The organism is Pseudoalteromonas sp. L1 (assembly GCF_021728095.1).
GTDB lineage: Bacteria > Pseudomonadota > Gammaproteobacteria > Enterobacterales > Alteromonadaceae > Pseudoalteromonas.
In genome coordinates this window covers 564,174-582,991 of sequence record NZ_JAKKCT010000003.1, presented here as the reverse complement: position 1 = coordinate 582,991, position 18,818 = coordinate 564,174, and the positions used below count along the sequence as shown (strand labels likewise).

Here is an 18,818-nt window from a genome sequence, read left to right as displayed (position 1 = left end):
TTTATATTTTTTGTTAATTATCTCGATGATAATTGTTCTCTAACGCATAAAGCTTGTGGCGGATTAAGAATAAAAATACCAGCGAAGGAATTACCATGAGCGCTGTTAGCACAAAAAACAGTGCCCAGTTACCTAAAAGCCAATCATCTATCACAACACCACTGTAACTAGACAGGAGTGTTCTGCCTAAGTTTCCAAGTGACGCTAAAAGTGCATAATGAGTTGCACTAAAGGCGCGATCACACAGCATAGAAATAAAGGCGACCATTGCAACCAGTGACCAGGCCTGTGTAAATCCGTCAATGATAATTGCAAAGGCATAGAGGCTTAATTTAGGGCCTGCAATAGCAATCCAAGCAAATGCAAGGTTAGACGCTGCCATAGCAATGCCGCTAATGAATAAGCCTTTTACGATACCGTAGCGTTGATTGAATAGGCTACCGACGAAAGTAAAAGCGATGGTAAGAATTGCAGTGCCTACTTTTGAGAAGGTGGCAATGTCACTGTTGCTAAAGCCCACTTCTTTATAAAACACAATCGACATTCGCCCAAGGAAGGCTTCGCCAATTTTAAATAGGAAGATAAACGCTAAAAGTGCGAGCGCTGTTTTTACACCATTGCGTGCAAAAAAGGTTCTAAATGGATCAAACACGGTGACCGCTAACCAAGCAATTATTTTTGCAAATCGCGTTTGTTCTACACCCATAAGCTTTTGCTGATAGGTAGACTCAAGTTCAGCCTGAATAACTTCACGATTTGATTCGGGCTCTTTTGCCCAAAGTACACTACCCATTAATAGCAGCATGATAACGGATAAGAAAAAGTAAACTTGGGGCCAATCAATAGAGGGGATATCAGCCATGTAGAAGGGGAGTGCTCCTAGTAAAGCATAACCACTCCACCAACCTGATGTTGCCATGGCGGCAGCTGCCGTGGCTTTATGGCTTTCATTTTCACTTAAAGTATCGATACGAAACGCATCAATGGCGATGTCTTGAGTCGCAGAGGCAACCGCAATGACTAAGCACAGTGCGGCGGCAAACCAAAGATTCGCTTTGATATCGAGCCCTGCAAGTGAAAAGGTGCCTATAAAAATGACTGACTGGCAGAGTAAAATCCAGCTGCGACGCTGACCAAGCCACTTAAATAAAACTGGCAGTTTTACACGGTCAACTAAAGGTGACCATAAAAAGTTAATGCTGTACGCCCCAAATACAATGCCAAATAGGCCAATCATACTTCGGCTGAGGCCTTCATCTTTTAGCCATGCAGACATGACAGAACCAATGAGTACCCACGGAAAGCCACTGCTGATCCCGAACAGAAAAATATTGATTAAGCGTTTGTCTTTAAAGTACGAAAAATACTCTGAAACAGAAAGCGTCTTTGTCATAGTACTGCCATGTGAGTGGGGCGATGAGTTCGCTTGTTATTTTTATAGTGCAGTGGGTTCAATCATTTTTACATTTAAGATAACCACAGGCGTTTTGGGTACAAAGCTGTAACCTATTTTTTCGTTATAAGCTGTTTCCACGCGCATAATTTTATCCAACGTTTCATAGCCATCCATAACCATGCCAAATACAGCAAACCCCCAGTCACGACCTGGGTTTAAATGATCATTATCATCCATATTAAAAAAGAACTGGCGTGTCCCTGAGTGCGGTTGTCTGTCTTGATAAGCCATGGCGATGCTATACATATCATTTTTTAAACCATTACCGCTCTCATTAAAGATAGGGTCGTATTCGTGTAGACCATCGTAATCTTTATCGTAGCCACCGCCTTGAATAACGAAATCTCGTTCGTTGTCTTCATCACGTTCTACACGATGAAATACACTCCCTTTATAGCTACCATCAGCGACATAAGTTAAGAAGTTGTTGACTGTGATAGGAGCGCGAGAACGGTCCATTTCTACGATGATGCTACCGAGTGTGGTGACAATTTCGACACGAGGAAACATGTTGTCTTTTTGGATGAACTTACCCTCAGTTGCACAAAAGGTGTTCTGGCTGAACAGTAAGATAAAACTAAGTATAAAAATGCGCTTCATAGTTAACCTTCCAAATAAGCGATTAATTCTGGGTCAGATACAATGCGGGTAATTAGTTGTTCAGTCAACTTATTCAGCTGACTCTCAATTTTTGCTCTATCGTGTCTTAATGGCCCTTCAAGGTTTGCACTGCCGCGGTAAACTTTACTAAAGTTACTATTACTTCTTATTACGCGAATACCCAGCTCAATATTGGCATGACTCGTGTGTGTCATCATTTTTTCAGTGACGATCGCTTGTAATGCGTGAATATCTAATTCAAATCGTGTTGTCGCAAGATTAGAAATACTGGCACCATTTCGGCTAAGGGCGCTATCAAGTGTGCTTTTTACTGACTCAGTCAGGCCTGGACTTGCCAGGGTTTTTACTTTATCTGATTCAATAATTTTTAGGGTTACATTATCACCACGCAAATCAATGACGCTGGTACTGATATTTGCATTGATTGAGGCAACCTTACCGCTTTTATAAACAGGGTTTAAGATCAGTTGGTTAGGTTGGTTACTACACGCTGTTAGCGCAACTAACATGCTTAAAAGAAGTATTTTTTTCATTTATATTGCTCCATTAAGTTGTCTTTTTTGCACTTAAAACAACAAACTTTTTATTTGAACCTAATAGTTTACAGTTGCCGAACATGCGTTTTAGTTTTTCATGATAATCGAGGTGACGATTACCTATTATTCTTAATTCACCACCTTGTTTAAGTGCCTGCTTAGCTTGTTTAAACATCTGCCAAGCAATGTGATCTGTGACAGCTTGCGCTTGATGAAAGGGGGGGTTGCACAAAACAAGATCTGCACTTTGCGGCTCAAAATCTGTTAAACAATCATTTTGAATAAATTCACAGTTAGCTAATTGCTCAGGTAAATTACTTTGTATATTTAGGCGTGCAGATTCAACTGCCATGTATGATTCATCAACAAAGGTTACATGTGCTTTGGGGCAGCGTTTGAGTGTCATCAGTCCAACAACGCCATTGCCACAGCCTAAATCAATGATGTGGCGTGCTTTACTGGTTTGTGGCAAGTAGTTAAAGAAAAAGCGAGCGCCAATATCTAAAGAATCACGCGAAAAAACATTGGCGTGATTTTGAATATCAAACTCACAGCCTTCAAGTGGCCAGCTTACAGGAAATGCAGCTTGTTTATTGAGTTGGCTCGTTTTACTGATGATTAAGCGAGATTTTTTAACGGCTAAACTTGTTGATGTTTCGCCAATGAATTGGCTAAACGCTTTAATTGTCGAGTTATGAATGTCTTTGGTTTTTCCTGCTGCAATTATGTCAACATCTTTAGGTAACGCGGCACTGATTGCAGCAAGTTGATGTTGTAAATAGCCTAAATTTCGTGGCACTTTTAAGATCACTAAATCAACCTTGTTTGGTAATGCCTCTAAAGAGTTTAATTGCGTCAATGAGCTTGTTTCTAAGCCATTTGCTTGTAAATTGTAATAGGTTGCTTGATGACTAATATACGAATCATTAACTGAATAAGTGGTTAATTGATTAAACGCACAAGCCAATGCACCAAAGCTGTCATTTAAAATCAGGATTGAATTTGCCTGCGCATGATGCTCCCTTACATAAGTGACAAGGTACTCATCGGCAGAGTCCCAAGCTTGTAGGCTGCGATTTTTTTGATCTAATGGAAAACGTTCTAGGGTATAGGTATTATCGCCGAGTTGTACTTGGGTGGTCATCATGGTTTTAGGATAAGTATTTAAGTATGGGTAAATTCTAACATGCAACAGCCAAACGCCAAGCCTAATCATTTACCTGAAGGGTTTTATTATCAACAGAAAGCGTTGAGTGCTCAAAAAAGTCTCGATTTGTTTTATTTTTTACAGCAACATTTAAATTGGCAACAGCCCAATATCACTGTATTTGGTAAAACCCATCCTATTCCTCGTTTGCAATGCTTTATCGCTGATAAGCAGATTAACTATGCTTATTCAGGCACACAGCTTGTGGTTGAACCTTGGCCTAAGGTGCTTGATGCAATGCGAAGGCGCTTATCCCAACAATTACACATTCCATTTAATGCGTTATTGGTCAATTTATATCGTGACGGTCAAGATTGTATGGGATGGCATAGTGATGATGAAAAAGAGCTTGGTGAGCAGCCGACTATTGTGTCCATTTCACTGGGGGCTGAGCGGGTATTTAAAATTAAGCACAAACACAGTAATGAAAAACAAAGTATTGTGCTGCAAAGTGGTAGCTGCTTAATAATGAATGGCTTTAGTCAACGTGACTATCAACACAGCTTGCCAAAGCAGCAAAGGCTAATGCATCCCCGTATTAACTTAACCTTTCGCTCGATAATATAAAATTATTGGTAAAATGAGTCATCCCCTTGATATAGTGACGACCAATTATTTTGCTATTAAAGGTCTATGACACATGTCAATGCAACAACAAATTGAGGAAAAGCTCGCAGCGGGTATTGAATGTAAGCACCTAAATGTTGTCAATGAAAGCCATATGCATAGTCGTGGCACAGAATCACACTTTAAGGTAATTGTGGTGAGCGAAGAGTTCGCTGGTAAGCGTTTACTTGCACGTCACCGTCAAATTAATGAATTATTACAAGATGAATTAGCGAATCATATACATGCATTGGCGATTCATACTTTTACGCCCGATGAGTTTTCTGCACAGCAAGGGCAGGCTCCTGAATCACCGAAATGTTTGGGTGGTTCGAAGTTCGATTAATCGTATGGTTTGATTAGTAATTTATACTTATATTACTGATCAGACCTGTATTTTAACTATTAGCCTTTAAACTAGCGCTAATTTTTATTGTGATAGATATAGGATGATCAATGGTCATTAAGCCTAAAATTCGTGGATTTATCTGCACTAACGCGCATCCAGTAGGGTGTGCTGAGCATGTACAAGAACAAATTAATTATGTGAAAGCACAGGGGCCACTGAGCAATGCACCTAAAAATGTATTAGTAATTGGTGCCTCTACTGGTTATGGTTTGGCATCACGTATTACAGCTGCATTCGGTGGTGGCGCTAAGACTTTAGGCATCTTCTTTGAAAAAGAAGGTAGCGAGCGTAAAACAGGCTCAGCGGGTTGGTATAATACTGCGGCATTCCAAGCAGCTGCTGAAGACGCGGGTCTTTGGTCTAAAAATATCAATGGCGATGCGTTTTCTAATGAAATCAAGCAAAAAGCAATTGATACGATTAAAGCTGACTTAGGTAAAATTGATTTAGTTATCTACAGCTTAGCGTCTCCTCGTCGCACTGATCCAAATACAGGTGAGACATACTCATCAACGCTTAAGCCAATTGGCTCAGATATCACAACAAAAAACTTAAATACGTCTAAGCGTGTGATTGATGAAGTAACCGTTGAAGCGGCAAGCCAAGAAGACATCGACAATACAATCAAAGTAATGGGCGGTGAAGATTGGGAAATGTGGATTGACGCATTAAAAGCAGCCGATGTCCTTGCTGATAACTTCAAAACAACAGCTTACACCTACATTGGTAAAGAGTTAACATGGCCAATTTACGGTCACGCAACGATTGGTAAAGCAAAAGAAGACCTAGACCGTGCAACACAAGCAATCAAAGAGTCTACAAAAGGCTTAAATGGTGAAGCGTATGTTTCTTCATTAAATGCAGTTGTGACTCAAGCAAGTTCAGCAATTCCTATCATGCCTTTATATATCTCTGCGTTATTCAAAGTAATGAAAGCAGACGGCACATACGAAGGTACCATTGAACAAATCCATGCGCTATTCACTGAAAACCTTTACGGCGAAACGCCACGTTTCGATGACGGCGGTCATTTATTCCAAAACTACAAAGAGTTAGAAGACGATGTGCAAGCTCGTGTTCAAAAAGTGTGGGATACGGTAGACACAGACACCATTGACGAATTAACGGATTATGTGGGTTACCACAATGAGTTTTTACGTTTATTCGGTTTTGGTATTGATAGCGTAGATTACGAACAAGATGTGAATCCTGATGTGGCGATTTCGCAGCTGATTGACTAGTGATTAAATAACACTGGTTTTGGAAAAGTCGCTTTTTTAAGCGGCTTTTTTGTTTTTAAGAGAAAATAAAACGGCATCAATAGCACTTTGGTCTATATTGAAATTAATTCAAATGGTTTTTTGTAGTCTAAATAACCACATCAGTCGTATAAATTTCATATTTGCTCTCGCATAGTCACCCTGATTGATGTTAAAATTCGGGCAATATATGTGAGGAGTTTACTGCGTTGCTTGTTTAGGTGTGAAACAAGCTGTTTTTAGATACTAAGAACTTAACTTGAGCATATCAAGAAGCGACGTGGTTGGTACGATTTTTCAGTTTCTTTCCGTTAATGTAATGCAAGTGCGTATGATCAACATAAAAAAAGGTCTGGATTTACCCATAGAGGGCGCACCTCAGCAAGTTATTCATGATGGTTCTGCCGTCAAACGTGTAGCTGTGCTAGGTGAAGAATTTATTGGTATGCGTCCAACCATGCATGTTCGTGTGGATGACCAAGTCAAAAAAGGCCAGGTACTTTTTGAAGACAAAAAGAACCCAGGCGTCTTATTTACTGCACCAGCTTCTGGGGTAGTTAAAGAAATTAATCGTGGTGCTAAACGTGTGCTGCAATCTGTTGTTATTGAAGTTAATGGCAGTGAGCAAATCACCTTTGACTCTTTCAAGGCCGACGAGCTTTCAAGCTTAGACCGTGAAAAAGTGAAAGAAGTACTAGTTCAGTCAGGTCAATGGACAGCACTACGTGCTCGCCCATTCAGCAGAGTAGCGGCTTTGGATGCAAATCCTAGCTCAATCTTTGTAACGGCTATCGACACTAACCCGCTAGCTGCAGATCCTGCAGTAATCATTGCTGAAAACACTGCAGCATTTGAAGCCGGTTTAGCTGTGGTATCTCGTTTAACTGACGGCAAAGTATTTGTTTGTAAACAAGCTGGTAGCCAAGTGCCTAGTTCATCAATCCCTCAAGTAGAAGTACATGAGTTTGGTGGCAAACACCCGGCTGGCCTTGTTGGTACACACATTCATCATTTAGACCCAGTTTCTGCTAGCAAACAGGTTTGGCACTTAGGCTACCAAGACGTTATTGCGTTTGGTAACTTATTCCTGACAGGTGAAATCTTCACAGACCGTGTAGTTTCGCTTGCTGGTCCGCGTGTTAAAAACCCACGCTTAGTAAAAACTCAATTAGGTGCATCATTAGATGATTTAGTTGCTGGCGAATTAGAAGACGGTGATAACCGTGTAATTTCTGGTTCAGTGCTTTCAGGCGCTACTTCACAAGGTCCACATGCTTTCTTAGGTCGTTACCATGTACAAGTATCTGTATTACTTGAAGGTCGCGAAAAAGAATTCTTCGGTTGGATTGCGCCTGGTGCTAATAAGTTCTCTGTAACACGTACCTTCTTATCTCACCTGACTCCGAGCCGTCTATTTAACATGACGACTTCTACAGGTGGTTCGAACCGTGCCATGGTACCAATTGGTAGTTATGAGCGTGTTATGCCTTTAGACATCTTACCTACACTATTATTACGTGATTTAATCGCACGTGATCTTGATGGTGCAATTTCGTTAGGTGCGCTAGAGCTTGATGAAGAAGATTTAGCGTTATGTACTTTCGTTTGTCCAGGTAAATACGAGTACGGTTCAATCCTGCGCGATTGCTTGACTACGATCGAGAAGGAAGGCTAGAGAGATGGGTTTAAAGAAATTTCTAGAAGATATTGAGCCGCATTTTGAACCGGGTGGTAAACATGAAAAGTGGTATGCGCTTTACGAAGCTGCTGCAACTATTTTCTATACGCCTGGTTATGTAAATAAAGGCAAAACACACGTTCGCGATAACATCGACCTAAAACGTATGATGATTTTAGTGTGGATGGCGACGTTCCCTGCAATGTTCTTTGGTATGTTCAACATCGGTCATCAGGCCGCGGGTGCATTAGCGCAAGGTTTTGAACTGGCAAACACATGGCAAGTTGGTCTGTTCCAACTATTTGGCGGTGAATTAACTGCTGACTCTGGTTGGGGCGCGAAAATGTTTTACGGGGCCTGCTTCTTCCTACCAATATACGCAGTAACGTTTGCTGTGGGTGGTTTCTGGGAAGTACTATTCGCTTCTGTGCGTAAGCACGAAGTAAATGAAGGTTTCTTCGTAACATCTGTATTATTCGCACTCATTCTGCCGGCAACAATTCCTTTATGGCAAGTTGCATTAGGTATTACGTTTGGTGTTGTAATCGCTAAAGAAATCTTTGGTGGTACAGGTCGTAACTTCCTTAACCCTGCGCTTGCTGGTCGTGCGTTCTTATTCTTCGCATACCCTGCGCAAATTTCAGGTGACACAGTATGGACTGCGGTAGATTCATTCTCTGGCGCAACTATGCTAGGCCAAGCGTTCGTTGGTTCACTTGATTACAGCAACATGGAACTATGGTGGAATGCGTTCTACGGTTTCATTCAAGGTTCTGTAGGTGAAACGTCAACATTAGCATTATTAATCGGTGGTTTATTCCTGATTTATGTGCGTATTGCTTCATGGCGTATCGTGCTAGGTGTATTCCTAGGTATGGTTGCAACGGCATTCTTACTAAATACAGTTGGTTCTGAAACTAACGCAGTATTTGCGATGCCTTGGCACTGGCACTTAGTGCTTGGTGGTTTTGCATTTGGTATGTTCTTTATGGCAACAGACCCAGTATCTGCATCATTCACAGACAAAGGTAAGTTCGCTTACGGTGCGTTAATCGGCTTTATGGTTGTAATGATCCGTGTTGTTAACCCGGCATTCCCAGAAGGTATGATGCTAGCAATCTTATTTGCTAACTTATTTGCACCATTATTCGATCACTTTGTAGTGCAAGCTAATATCAAGCGGAGGTTGGCACGTAATGTCTAGTAATAACGAATCAATCGGCAAAACGCTAACCGTTGTTGTTGCACTATGTTTAGTGTGTGCAATCATCGTATCGTTTGCTTCAGTTCAGCTTCGTCCTTTACAGCAAGCTAACAAAACTCAAGATATTCAACGTAATATCCTAGCGGCAGCTGACATTGACGTTGAAGGCTCTGTGTCAGAGACTTTCAATGGCAAAATTGAAGCGCGCGTTGTAGATATGGATACTGGTGAATTTGTTGAGGGTGCAGATCCTAACTCATTTGATTTCGAGAAAACTAAATTCGACCAAGCGCGTAGCTTTGCGTTGAAAGAAGAGGGAATTAAAGACATCGCGGGTATTCAACGCATGACTAAGAATTCACCTGTTTATATCTCGAAAAAAGCAGATGGTTCTACTGATGCAATCATTCTACCTATCCAAGGTTATGGCCTTTGGGGTGTAATGTATGGCTTCTTAGCGCTTGAGAGTGATGGTGAAACTGTTAAGAACATCAATTTCTTCAAGCACAACGAAACGCCTGGTCTAGGTGGTGAAATTCAAAATCCACAGTGGACTGCTAAATGGCAAGGTAAAGAGTTACCAATCAATATCATGAAAAGTGGTGCAAGCAATGAACATCAAATCGATGGTCTTTCTGGCGCAACATTAACTTCAAATGGTGTTGATCATACAGTTGACTTCTGGACTGGCGAGCATGGCTTTGGTCCATTCCTTGCGAAAGTACGTGAAGGAGCGTTGAAATAATGGCTGATACTAAAGAAATGAAGTCGGTCCTGTTTGGTCCGGTATTCGCAAATAACCCAATCGCACTACAAGTACTTGGTATTTGTTCTGCGCTAGCGGTAACATCAAGCTTAAAAAATGCACTTATCATGTCAATCGCATTGACACTTGTAACAGCATTCTCAAGCTTGTTTATTTCGTCAATTCGTAACCACATCCCATCATCTGTGCGTATTATCGTGCAAATGACGATTATTGCATCATTAGTAATCGTGGTTGATCAGGTATTGCAAGCATTCTCTTATGCAACGGCAAAAGAGCTTTCAGTATTCGTTGGTCTAATCATTACTAACTGTATCGTAATGGGTCGTGCTGAAGCATACGCAATGAAGTCACCACCGTTAATGTCTTTCTTAGATGGCATCGGTAATGGTTTAGGCTACTCAGTAGTACTACTAACTGTTGGTTTCATCCGTGAGTTATTCGGTAAAGGTTCACTATTCGGTGTTGATATTATCCCACTTGTACAAAACGGTGGCTGGTATCAACCAATGGGTCTATTGATTTTACCACCGAGTGCATTCTTCATTATTGGTTTATTCATCTGGGTACTTCGTACCTTCAAGAAAGACCAAGTAGAAGCAAAAGCGTAAGGGGCGAGCAGTGGAACATTATATTAGTTTATTTGTAAAAGCGGTTTTCATTGAAAACTTAGCTTTAGCCTTCTTCCTAGGTATGTGTACTTTCCTTGCTGTATCAAAGAAAGTAACAACGTCAATCGGCCTAGGTGTGGCAGTTATCGTGGTACTAGGTATTTCAGTACCAGTAAATAACTTGGTTTATCACGCTGTTCTTGCACCAGGAGCATTAGAGTGGCTTGGCTACCCAGAAGCAGACCTTAGCTTCTTACGTTTCTTGACGTTCATCGGTGTTATTGCAGCACTGGTACAAATTCTTGAAATGGCATTAGATAAGTTCTTCCCTGCACTTTACAACGCGTTAGGTATCTTCTTACCACTGATCACAGTTAACTGTGCGATCTTCGGTGCGGTATCTTTCATGGTTGAGCGTAACTATAACTTCGGTGAGTCTGTTGTTTATGGTATCGGTTCAGGTGTGGGCTGGGCACTAGCAATTACTTTACTTGCTGGTATCCGTGAAAAAATGAAGTATTCAGACGTTCCTGATGGCTTACGTGGTTTAGGTATTACTTTCATCACTGTTGGTCTTATGGGTCTTGGCTTTATGTCATTCTCTGGTATTTCACTTTAATAGGTAGCGAGGATAAATCATGAATGAGATTTTCTTAGGCGTTGGTGTTTTCATCGCTATCGTTGTTATTTTAGTTTTAGTTATCATTGGTGCTAAATCTAAATTAGTAGCAAGCGGCGATATCATCATCGGAATTAATGGCGACCCAGAAAAAGCTATTAAAACATCAGCAGGTAGCAAGCTATTAGGCGCGCTAGCTGATTCAGGTATCTTCGTTTCATCTGCATGTGGTGGCGGTGGCTCTTGTGGTCAGTGTCGTGTACACATCAAAGAAGGTGGCGGCGATATCTTACCAACAGAACTTGATCACATCTCTAAAGGTGAAGCGCGTGAAGGCTGCCGTTTAGCGTGTCAGGTAAATGTTAAGAACGACATGGAAATTGAACTTGAAGAGTCAATTTTCGGTGTTAAGAAGTGGGACTGTACTGTTATCTCTAACGATAACAAGGCAACGTTCATCAAGGAACTTAAGTTACAAATTCCTGATGGCGAGTCAGTACCTTTCCGTGCCGGTGGTTATATTCAAATTGAAGCACCAGCTCACCACGTTAAATACGCTGATTTCGATATTCCAGAAGAGTATCGTGGCGACTGGAACCACTTCGGTTTCTTCGATCTGGAGTCTAAAGTAGACGACGAAACAATTCGTGCATACTCTATGGCTAACTACCCAGAAGAAGAAGGCATCATCATGCTTAACGTGCGTATCGCTACGCCGCCGCCAAGAGACCTAAGCCTTCCATGTGGTAAAATGTCTTCGTACATTTGGTCATTAAAAGAAGGTGATAAAGTAACTATTTCTGGCCCATTCGGTGAGTTCTTCGCGAAAGACACTGATGCAGAAATGGTATTCGTAGGTGGTGGTGCAGGTATGGCACCAATGCGTTCACATATCTTTGACCAACTTAAGCGTTTACAATCTAAGCGTAAGATGAGCTTCTGGTATGGTGCGCGTTCTAAGCGTGAAATGTTCTACGTAGAAGATTTCGACGGCTTAGCAGCAGAAAACGATAACTTCGTATGGCATACAGCACTGTCTGATCCACAACCAGAAGATAACTGGGAAGGTTACACAGGCTTCATCCATAACGTACTTTATGAAAACTACTTGAAAGATCATGAAGCACCAGAAGATTGTGAGTTCTACATGTGTGGTCCTCCAATGATGAACGCGGCTGTTATCAACATGCTTAAAGATTTAGGTGTAGAAGACGAAAACATCTTATTAGATGACTTCGGTGGCTAACACCATACACAAAACAATAAGTTTTGGTTAGAATACAAGCCTCGTAGCACTTAGTGTTACGAGGCTTTTTTTATTTTTATACCAACGTCACGGTATCCTAAAGGTGAGTGCTATGAATAAAGTGTTTTATCGCCAAGGCTTGATGGCCTTTTTTCTACTAACTATTACTTTACTCATGGCAGGTTGTAGCCAAGCAGATAAAGCTGAGGAGCTTTATTTTGAAGGCAAAACCATGGGAACGACTTATCACATCAAGGTATTTGCTGAACCTTCTAAACTAGCAGGGGCTGATTTACATTCTGAAATTAAGCAAGCACTCAAAGATGTAAACCAATCTATGTCGACGTACATTCCAGATTCAGAAATTAATCAATTTAATCGCTTGCCCGCAGGTGAAGTTATGCCGGTTAGTGATGATTTTCGTAAGGTTGTGGCTGAGTCAATTCGCCTTGGGGAATCAACAAAAACCCTTGATGTGACAATGGGGCCACTTATTGACTTATGGGGCTTTGGCCCAGATAAAAAGCCAACTAAACGCCCGACTGATGAAGCCCTGGCGGCGATGATTGAAAAGATTGGTGTTGATAAGCTTGAATTAACAGATTCAGGCCTAATGAAAACGATAGACGGTTTAGAACTGTCGTTTTCGGCTACGGCAAAAGGCTATGGCATAGATAAAGTTGCTGAGGTTATTGAAAGCCACGGCTTAACAAATTATATGGTTGAGATAGGTGGTGAGCTGCGTGTATCGGGTATTAAGCCAAGCAACATCACATGGAAAATTGCAATTGAACAGCCAGATGCAGAGCCTGGCGTGCGTAAAGTACATAAAGTGATTGAACCAGGTACCAATGGTATTGCCACATCAGGTGACTACAGAATTTTTTATGAAATGGATGGTGTGACATATAGTCACTTAATTGATCCTGTAACAGGTATGCCAAGTCGTCATGACTTAGTGTCGGTCACAGTATTGCATCCTTCAGCAATGACGGCTGATGGCTTAGCAACAGCATTGACAGTTATGGGGATGGATCGTGCCCAAAAATATGCTGAAGAACATAGTCTGCCGGTATATTTAATTGGTAAGTCAGACAATGGCTTAGTCACTTATTCAAGCCCTGCTTTTAAACCTTATTTGTAGCAGGGCAAGAAGCAGTTTATAATGCATACAGCCCAACAGGTTGGGCTCAATTTTATTGCTGAACAATAGGGGCAAAGCAATGTCACTTTTTCTTCTTACATTTGGTCTACTTATTTTAATTGTGGCAGCGATGGCTGTTGGTATGATTGTGCAAAAGAAATCTATGGCCAGTAGTTGTGGCGGCCTAGGTGCTGTTGGTATCGACAAAGCCTGCGACTGCGACGACCCGTGTGACAAGCGCAAAAAGCGCATGGCAAAAGAACAAGTCTGGAAAGAGAATCAAATTCTTTAACCACAAAAAAAGCGCCTTTAGGCGCTTTTTTAATGTTTATTAATTGAGTTTTATGAGTTCTGAACCTAGTACTGCGTATTTTATGGTTTGTCCTTGGTAAAGTAAGAATGCCGCTGAGGCGTGCAATTTAGGTTGCGAATCAAATGCGCCTTGGCACCAGTAAACTGGCCAGTGGGAACGGTTATCGAGTTTCGCGAAATCCCCTGAAAAGCAGCTATAACCTTGCTTTAATAGCTCTTTATAATGCCTCTTATTAAGCTTAATTGGTTCTGTTAAAGAAAAACCTTTACCTGGGTTATAAACGAGCTTGTTGGCATCTATTTGAGTGTAGCCACGGCGAATGCTACTTATATCTCCCAGCTCTTTGATACGTGGTGCATTGCCTTTGTTATTAATGGCTATATCTATTTTGTAATCACCGTAATGGCTCTGTACATTCACATCATCAATAAGTAGATCGACCCAGTTATTACTAGCATTAAAAGGAATTGCATTGTATTGGTTAATGCTGGCTGCTTTCCACGTGCCATTTTGTAGTGTATCGATTATCTCTTTATAAAGTACACGATTTACTTTTCGCGCAACTTGGCGATGAGGGTCGTTCGGGTAAGCACCTGATTCAATTAATATAGTGCGAATACCCATTTCGGAAAATGTATCACCAAAGCTTCGACACGAGTAACTGTCGTTATACTTTGCTAGGTGCCCTGGGATCATCGTTTCAATTGTTTTAGCTAAGTGAGCGATAAGCTGCATGGCTTCGCCACGGCTAGTATTAATCTCTCTTGCATCATTATAGGCAGGGGCGAGTACAGAAATAGTAGCTTGATTCCCTTTTTTTCCTGCACCGTAATACGCGTTCTGATCATGCAAGTTAAAGCCAAAGTCAGGTTTAAACTCCTTAGCGGCACGCATGAGTGTTTGCCCCTCTGGGGTCCTCAATGCTTTTGCATCGCGGTTTAGGTCGATACCTTGTGCATTGTGACGCGTTTGAGCTTTGGCACCGTCAGGATTAATCATGGGAATAATCCTGAGCGTTAGTTTGTCTTGCCAGCTTTGTAGCCAGTTAGCGTTTTCGGGCAAAGTTATAAAATCAAGAAAATCCATAAGTGCAGCGGTGGCCGTGTTTTCATCACCATGCATTTGACTCCACATCATCACTTTTGTGGTGCCAGAGCCTATATCAAGAGCGTAAATGGGTTGACTGTGGTACGACCTACCGAGTTGCTGTAGTGTAATTGCAGGATGCTTGGCTATGCGATTTAAAACAGGTTTTATATCTGTGAGATTAATCGCTGCTTTATCAAAACCATCAACCTCGTTATTTTCAATTTCAGTGGCAATTATTGGTGTACTGATTAGCAAAGTCATGGCAAGTATACAGCCCCGCATAAGATATCCTTTATTCCTTTTTATTTTAATGCTAAGAATATTATATTTACATTCGTTTGGCTAACCTTTGTTCAACCTTATCTTCTTGCTTTTATTCTTTTTAACTTTGGGGTACTTAGCGGCGCGCGTTTTTAGTCGATTTTTTTAAAAGTACACAGAATAAAGGCGCTATTATTGAATATTGCTCTTGGAATATTTCCCAAGAGCAAGTAAAGGTTGGAGTTGCTAAGTTTATACAGTGAAAGAAAACTTCGATTTACGCAGCAGTCCCACAATGGCAAGTAATGAAAGAATATAGAAGGGCATACTGCCCCCGCTTTTTTCTTTTGTTTCTTCGCCATTATCGTCTGTATCATCGGCTTTAGTGGTTATAGTAACTGTACTTGGCTCAGAGTAGCTCATACCATCAAAAACGCGGTACTGAAAGCTAGTTTCGTAGCTTGTATTAGTTTGCGGCGTATATGATGCGATTCCACTGTTGTTGTCTAATGTTACTGAACCTATGCTTGGCTCAGATACAAGCTCATAAGTAAGTGGATCTGAATCTGCATCTTGGGCTAATAGTTCGAATTGAGCTGCTTCAGATTGATTGATGATTAATTCCAGAGCCTGTGTCTGTGGGGATGTATTGGTATGATTTATTGTAATCATTTTATCAATATTTAAACCAATCTCGTTGCTTATATTAACGACAAAATTAGCTGGCTCTAACGTTGAGATTAATGGTGTATAGGTAAACTCACCCGTTACATTATTACTAAACACAAACTCGCCTGATGCTGGCTGTACCTTTACGTTAAGTTGAAGATTACTGTTTTCACCTGCACCTGATAAGGAGAGAGTTTCGCTCAGTGGCGTGCGCCAATGAGCAGAAATTGAATTAGGCTCAATGACAAGAGGTGTTCCATCAATATTGACTGAAACCGACACACTTTCAGTGGCCCTTCCGCCTATAGACATAGAAAGCTCAAATTGGTCTAGGCCAACTTCGCCAGTTGTGGGAGTGTAACTAAAGTGGCCAAGAGCCCTATCGGTAAATGTAATATTGCCTTTGCTAGGTGCCTTTGAAATATAAAAGCGATAGTTGAAGGAATCTTTTTCGCTCAATGCTTTAAACTCAACAGGCGTGAACTTATTGGTGTTAAATTCAGCTACACTAAGTTGATAAGGTTGCTCTGTTTTTTCGCCGATTTTAAATAGTTCTCTGCCATTTGAGTGTGTTATTAGCCAATAGGTCTTTTCGTTAACTATTTCAATATCTGAATGTGTAGCGGCCACATCAAGAGTAACCAGCTTATTATATTGTGCATTTGCCAAATTAAATACACCTAGTTCATTTTCGCAGGCGATATGAAGTTGGCCACTAAGGTGTTGCTCAACAGCAATTAATTTTGATGATGCACAGAAGTTAGCCACTTCTTGTTTGTTTCCTTGGGCGGAAATAGATACTAAAGCCCCGTCCTGCGTTGTTGTATACAATTGCTCGTTATTATTATACGTAAAAGTATCAAGTGATTGGATATCACCTAAATCAAGTAATGAGTGGGTGTTTTTAACAAAGTTATAGACGGCTGTCTGCTTGTTAGTTCCTAGATGCTCAAACACAAGTTCTTTAATACCATCGCCGTCAAAGTCAATTGTCGTTAGTAATTCTGATGTATCAAGTTGAGGTTCACCAATAAGTGAAATCGTATATTTTATGTTGTCACTGTATAACTCTCTGACTTCAAATGGTTTTGACTGATCAGCATAATACCATTCCGAATATTGGTAGAGGTACTCTTGGTTTCCGTCACCGTCAATATCACCCAATAGCTTGAAATAGCCAATAAAAGGTTGTTCGATATGATTAGACCCATCCATGTTCAATATATAGTGTTTCCTAATAGCGGGATTCCACTGCTCACCTTGAGTCGAGTACACAATTTTATTATCGGTGTTTCTACCAAAAGGTATTATGGAAACTTTATCTACTTTAGAAGCATAAAGCTCTTTAGTTACACTTTTTGACCATGATTCAGTTTGTGTGACAGGAGAAATACTATTTAATATTGTATAACTTGTTAAATAGGCAGGATCCCACTTCGAACCTGCGATAATAATAAGCTGTCTATACTCTTCAATAATCTTTACCTCTTCATTTTGCATGGCTAAATAAGCATTGCCGTTAAAGCCGAGTTCAGTTACCTCTCCGAATCTCACTTCTTTAACATTGAGTCTCTGTATTTGCTCAATTGTTTCTTTTTGCTCATCGCCATACAAGTCTAAATATTCATAGATATAATGAAGAATATTAGGTTGATAATCGCCTCCATCCTGTGTTGTGACGCTCCTGCCAATGACTTCTTCTTCTCTTGTTAAATAGTTATAGAAATAGTTAAAGTGAGTACTAGGATACAGATCATGGTACATCTCGGCATTGTTATCAATGGCTGTATAATCTTGATAAAGGTCGTTGTTGTAGTAAGGCGATCTACTAGTGTAATTTAACAAACCACTATCTTGATTACAATCTTCTAGCGTACTCTCCAAAGGCCAAATAACGCTGTTTTTATTTACATCGATAGTACACCTTCCAGCTATTGCTTCATCCATGCCATCATTATTTAAGTCTTTGGCAAATAGGTATCTGCTTGTTACGGGGAGCTCGCCAACTTTTTTTACATCACTGCCTTGAATTTGGTAGATTTCGCCGTCCCATGTCAGCATTTCATTGAGCAGATGATTGGTAAACTTTCCGACAGTAAACTCATAATGTGGCAGGGTGTAGTGCGCTTTTGTTTCGAGGCTATGCATATCTAGCGTGTACATAGTGCTTTCATTTATTAGCATAACCTCAATATTGCCATCGTTATCTATGTCTTTAAATTTAACGTTATCAGCAGTTATATTTGGGATCTTTTTTACATATTTTCTAGCAGTTAAATTTACAAGGTGTGCGTTGCGTTGATCGCTAATAATAATAGCAAAGTGATTATCTGAACTTTTATCGTAATAAATTTCAAACGAAGCAATTGACTCTCCTTCGCTCTCAAACTCTATTGCATTGGTTACTGGCGTGTTGACAGTTTCATCATTGCCGATGATACTAATAATATACAACCTTTGGCTGTCATCATTAATCATTGCAATGATGTCTTTATTCGAATCATTATCAATATCGATCACTCTAACATTACTTAAATCATCAAAGCTTGAAAAATGCTTCATTTTTTCTACGTCGGCGTATGATGATTGAGTAGTTAACATCAAGCTGAGAAGTGTCGATGTAATAGCAAACTTCATATTATTCCCTTAAAAATAGTTTCGCGTTTTTGTTTTGGACCCTTGTATATCAACAACAAGAGGCAATAGTAAATTAACATACTTTATTATGCTGCGTAACTGAATTAGGGAATGAAAAATAAAAAAGTGATATTATTTAGAATGCTTCTGGGTTTGAGTACTGATACACAGCTGTCTCAAGCTGCATTACCTTGCAGTATTAAGAAGTTTTTATACAATTTCTTTCCTATCTATTTCACTTTGTAATATAAAATCCTCTAATTTTTTAGGTGGTTATCTAAGTTAGTATTGGTTATTTACATTTTTTTATAGCTTAATTAAATGCTGGTTAACTGACCGCTGTTAATTTTTTCTTGTATGATAAGTTGACTTTGTTATACTCCACATCGAAATTTCAGTAATTACTGAAACTTTATTGATGAAGATCATGTTACCGTATTAAAAAATAGGGTAGAGCAACTACCTTAAATGTGGTGAAAGTTTTAAA

General features: G+C 40.3%; 17 protein-coding genes. 11 read left to right on the top strand and 6 right to left on the bottom strand.

The window, feature by feature from the left end; genetic code table 11:
• Nucleotides 1-13: 13 nt before the first annotated feature.
• From L3V38_RS12735 to L3V38_RS12720, 4 genes are read right to left on the bottom strand one after another with little or no spacing between them, the layout of a single operon-like run.
• Nucleotides 14-1,393, bottom strand: a complete 1,380-nt coding sequence (locus L3V38_RS12735) for an MFS transporter (protein ID WP_237119637.1) — start codon at nt 1,391-1,393, stop codon at nt 14-16.
• A gap of 42 nt (nt 1,394-1,435) precedes the next feature.
• Nucleotides 1,436-2,056 carry a peptidylprolyl isomerase gene (locus tag L3V38_RS12730; protein ID WP_237119636.1) on the bottom strand — a complete coding sequence of 207 codons (621 nt, stop codon included), beginning with the start codon at nt 2,054-2,056 and terminating at the stop codon, nt 1,436-1,438.
• A gap of 2 nt (nt 2,057-2,058) precedes the next feature.
• Nucleotides 2,059-2,610 carry a YajG family lipoprotein gene (locus L3V38_RS12725; protein WP_130151019.1) on the bottom strand — a complete coding sequence of 184 codons (552 nt, stop codon included), beginning with the start codon at nt 2,608-2,610 and terminating at the stop codon, nt 2,059-2,061.
• 13 nt (nt 2,611-2,623) lie between these two features.
• Nucleotides 2,624-3,757 carry a methyltransferase gene (locus L3V38_RS12720; RefSeq protein WP_237119667.1) on the bottom strand — a complete coding sequence of 378 codons (1,134 nt, stop codon included), beginning with the start codon at nt 3,755-3,757 and terminating at the stop codon, nt 2,624-2,626.
• A gap of 42 nt (nt 3,758-3,799) precedes the next feature.
• Here L3V38_RS12720 and L3V38_RS12715 point away from each other — a divergent pair, with 42 nt between their 5' ends.
• From L3V38_RS12715 to nqrM, 11 genes are all read left to right on the top strand, one after another.
• Nucleotides 3,800-4,387: an alpha-ketoglutarate-dependent dioxygenase AlkB gene (locus L3V38_RS12715; RefSeq protein ID WP_237119635.1), complete on the top strand. Its 588-nt coding sequence runs from the start codon at nt 3,800-3,802 to the stop codon at nt 4,385-4,387.
• Between the two features lie 73 nt (nt 4,388-4,460).
• Nucleotides 4,461-4,772: a BolA/IbaG family iron-sulfur metabolism protein gene (locus L3V38_RS12710; RefSeq protein WP_130151021.1), complete on the top strand. Its 312-nt coding sequence runs from the start codon at nt 4,461-4,463 to the stop codon at nt 4,770-4,772.
• 110 nt (nt 4,773-4,882) lie between these two features.
• Nucleotides 4,883-6,076, top strand: a complete 1,194-nt coding sequence (fabV, locus tag L3V38_RS12705; protein ID WP_237119634.1) for an enoyl-ACP reductase FabV — start codon at nt 4,883-4,885, stop codon at nt 6,074-6,076.
• 349 nt (nt 6,077-6,425) lie between these two features.
• Entirely contained in the window at nt 6,426-7,769 is a 1,344-nt protein-coding gene (locus L3V38_RS12700; protein WP_237119666.1) for a Na(+)-translocating NADH-quinone reductase subunit A, read from the top strand.
• 4 nt (nt 7,770-7,773) lie between these two features.
• Complete coding sequence (locus L3V38_RS12695; protein ID WP_062570263.1) at nt 7,774-8,976, top strand: NADH:ubiquinone reductase (Na(+)-transporting) subunit B; 1,203 nt, start codon at nt 7,774-7,776, stop codon at nt 8,974-8,976.
• Nucleotides 8,969-9,721, top strand: coding sequence for a Na(+)-translocating NADH-quinone reductase subunit C (locus L3V38_RS12690; RefSeq protein ID WP_237119633.1), 753 nt, complete (start codon nt 8,969-8,971; stop codon nt 9,719-9,721). Before L3V38_RS12695 ends, L3V38_RS12690 begins: the two co-directional genes overlap by 8 nt.
• Nucleotides 9,721-10,353, top strand: a complete 633-nt coding sequence (locus L3V38_RS12685; protein WP_054554281.1) for an NADH:ubiquinone reductase (Na(+)-transporting) subunit D — start codon at nt 9,721-9,723, stop codon at nt 10,351-10,353. Before L3V38_RS12690 ends, L3V38_RS12685 begins: the two co-directional genes overlap by 1 nt.
• A 10-nt stretch (nt 10,354-10,363) precedes the next feature.
• Nucleotides 10,364-10,972 carry an NADH:ubiquinone reductase (Na(+)-transporting) subunit E gene (nqrE, locus tag L3V38_RS12680; protein WP_016708692.1) on the top strand — a complete coding sequence of 203 codons (609 nt, stop codon included), beginning with the start codon at nt 10,364-10,366 and terminating at the stop codon, nt 10,970-10,972.
• A gap of 19 nt (nt 10,973-10,991) precedes the next feature.
• Nucleotides 10,992-12,218 carry an NADH:ubiquinone reductase (Na(+)-transporting) subunit F gene (gene nqrF / locus L3V38_RS12675; protein ID WP_130052183.1) on the top strand — a complete coding sequence of 409 codons (1,227 nt, stop codon included), beginning with the start codon at nt 10,992-10,994 and terminating at the stop codon, nt 12,216-12,218.
• 112 nt (nt 12,219-12,330) lie between these two features.
• Nucleotides 12,331-13,362: an FAD:protein FMN transferase gene (locus tag L3V38_RS12670; RefSeq protein WP_130151025.1), complete on the top strand. Its 1,032-nt coding sequence runs from the start codon at nt 12,331-12,333 to the stop codon at nt 13,360-13,362.
• Nucleotides 13,363-13,441: 79 nt separating this feature from the next.
• On the top strand, nt 13,442-13,654 hold the full coding sequence (nqrM, locus tag L3V38_RS12665) for a (Na+)-NQR maturation NqrM (RefSeq protein ID WP_055020649.1): 213 nt from the start codon (nt 13,442-13,444) through the stop codon (nt 13,652-13,654).
• A 39-nt stretch (nt 13,655-13,693) separates the two neighbouring features.
• On the opposite strand, the gene L3V38_RS12660 is transcribed toward nqrM, so the two are convergent.
• Together L3V38_RS12660 and L3V38_RS12655 are read right to left on the bottom strand one after the other, a co-directional pair.
• Nucleotides 13,694-15,046, bottom strand: coding sequence for a M14 metallopeptidase family protein (locus L3V38_RS12660; protein WP_237119632.1), 1,353 nt, complete (start codon nt 15,044-15,046; stop codon nt 13,694-13,696).
• Between the two features lie 231 nt (nt 15,047-15,277).
• Complete coding sequence (locus tag L3V38_RS12655; RefSeq protein WP_237119631.1) at nt 15,278-18,331, bottom strand: Ig-like domain-containing protein; 3,054 nt, start codon at nt 18,329-18,331, stop codon at nt 15,278-15,280.
• Between the last annotated feature and the right edge of the window lie 487 nt (nt 18,332-18,818).

Excerpts from the sequence above, each read along its gene's own strand:
- L3V38_RS12735 (WP_237119637.1), bottom strand. The coding sequence starts at position 1,393 with ATGACAAAGACGCTTTCTGTTTCAGAGTATTTTTCGTACTTTAAAGAC.
- L3V38_RS12730 (WP_237119636.1), bottom strand. The coding sequence starts at position 2,056 with ATGAAGCGCATTTTTATACTTAGTTTTATCTTACTGTTCAGCCAGAAC.
- L3V38_RS12725 (WP_130151019.1), bottom strand. The coding sequence starts at position 2,610 with ATGAAAAAAATACTTCTTTTAAGCATGTTAGTTGCGCTAACAGCGTGT.
- L3V38_RS12720 (WP_237119667.1), bottom strand. The coding sequence starts at position 3,757 with ATGACCACCCAAGTACAACTCGGCGATAATACCTATACCCTAGAACGT.
- L3V38_RS12715 (WP_237119635.1), top strand. The coding sequence starts at position 3,800 with ATGCAACAGCCAAACGCCAAGCCTAATCATTTACCTGAAGGGTTTTAT.
- L3V38_RS12710 (WP_130151021.1), top strand. The coding sequence starts at position 4,461 with ATGTCAATGCAACAACAAATTGAGGAAAAGCTCGCAGCGGGTATTGAA.
- fabV (WP_237119634.1), top strand. The coding sequence starts at position 4,883 with ATGGTCATTAAGCCTAAAATTCGTGGATTTATCTGCACTAACGCGCAT.
- L3V38_RS12700 (WP_237119666.1), top strand. The coding sequence starts at position 6,426 with ATGATCAACATAAAAAAAGGTCTGGATTTACCCATAGAGGGCGCACCT.
- L3V38_RS12695 (WP_062570263.1), top strand. The coding sequence starts at position 7,774 with ATGGGTTTAAAGAAATTTCTAGAAGATATTGAGCCGCATTTTGAACCG.
- L3V38_RS12690 (WP_237119633.1), top strand. The coding sequence starts at position 8,969 with ATGTCTAGTAATAACGAATCAATCGGCAAAACGCTAACCGTTGTTGTT.
- L3V38_RS12685 (WP_054554281.1), top strand. The coding sequence starts at position 9,721 with ATGGCTGATACTAAAGAAATGAAGTCGGTCCTGTTTGGTCCGGTATTC.
- nqrF (WP_130052183.1), top strand. The coding sequence starts at position 10,992 with ATGAATGAGATTTTCTTAGGCGTTGGTGTTTTCATCGCTATCGTTGTT.
- L3V38_RS12670 (WP_130151025.1), top strand. The coding sequence starts at position 12,331 with ATGAATAAAGTGTTTTATCGCCAAGGCTTGATGGCCTTTTTTCTACTA.
- nqrM (WP_055020649.1), top strand. The coding sequence starts at position 13,442 with ATGTCACTTTTTCTTCTTACATTTGGTCTACTTATTTTAATTGTGGCA.
- L3V38_RS12660 (WP_237119632.1), bottom strand. The coding sequence starts at position 15,046 with ATGCGGGGCTGTATACTTGCCATGACTTTGCTAATCAGTACACCAATA.
- L3V38_RS12655 (WP_237119631.1), bottom strand. The coding sequence starts at position 18,331 with ATGAAGTTTGCTATTACATCGACACTTCTCAGCTTGATGTTAACTACT.